The following is a 951-nucleotide window of genomic DNA, read 5'->3' on the forward strand; positions in this document are numbered from 1 at the left end:
CGGCGGGCTTCGGCGCGGCGTCGGCCCAGGCCTGCCCGCCGGTGACGGTGGCCAGCAGTGCGGCGCCGGTCAGGGCGCAGGCCGCCAGGACGCGGCGGGCGGGCGAGTGGTGGGTGCGGCTCCTGCTCATACGGGGTGTCTCCCTCTGCATCGGTCGGTGCGTGGTGGCCGCCGGTCCGCGGTGCGGTTCGCGGGACCCGGCGTGCTGGTGTCGCGGGACGTCCGTCGTCGGCGCCGGACGCGTACGTCCTCGTCGCGGACGCCCTCCGGCCGGTTCGGCCGGGGCGTCGTGGATGACGGTAGGAGCGCCGTGTCGCGGTCCTCGGCCGGTCATGTCACGGCCGCCCATCGGCTGCGTAACGGTGCGTCGGAGCCCTTCGCAGCTCGGCCGGAGGCCACTGCTCGACGCCTTCCCGGCCCGTCTTCCGGCTCGACGCCCTCCCGCCCCGACTTCCCGGCCCCGCCTTCCCGCTCGACGCCTTTCCGTTCCGTCCTACCGCCCCGCCCGCAGTCGGCGGAGCGTCCAGCCCGGGCCGAGCGGCCGGGTGTGGGCCGTGAAGAGTTCGGCGGCGCGGCGGTAGGAGAGGCGGGCGTGGCCGGTGTACGGGCAGCGGTCGCGGGCGGGGGCGCCGGCGGGGGCGCGGCGGTCGGTGAGGAAGAGCGGGCCGGTGGCGCGGCCGGCCACCAGGAGGGGGAGCAGCCGGGCGGTGCCGGACTGCCAGTGCACGGGGGTGCGGTCCGGGTGGGGGAGGGTGCGGCGGCGGGGCAGGTCGAGGTGGTCGGTGTCCAGGGCGAGGACGGTCTCGATCGCGGCGCCGGACTCGTGCAGCAGGTGCCAGAGCGCCTGCTCGCGCAGCGGCGCGCGGAGGGCGAACAGGGCGCGCAGCTCCTCGGGGGTCAGGAGGCCCGGTGCCGCGGCCGGGTCGGGCAGCGGGCGGGGACGCAGGCCGG

The 951-nt window shown here is 78.4% G+C and carries 1 pseudogene; it reads right to left on the minus strand.

Features of this window, described 5'->3' with window-relative positions:
• Positions 1–493 precede the first annotated feature (493 nt).
• Positions 494–951: pseudogene (locus KS423_RS46260) on the minus strand (hypothetical protein); the annotation flags it as partial.

Origin of the sequence: Streptomyces sp. LS1784, from assembly GCF_020103755.1 — a bacterium.
In the GTDB taxonomy this organism is placed as follows: Bacteria; Actinomycetota; Actinomycetes; order Streptomycetales; family Streptomycetaceae; genus Kitasatospora.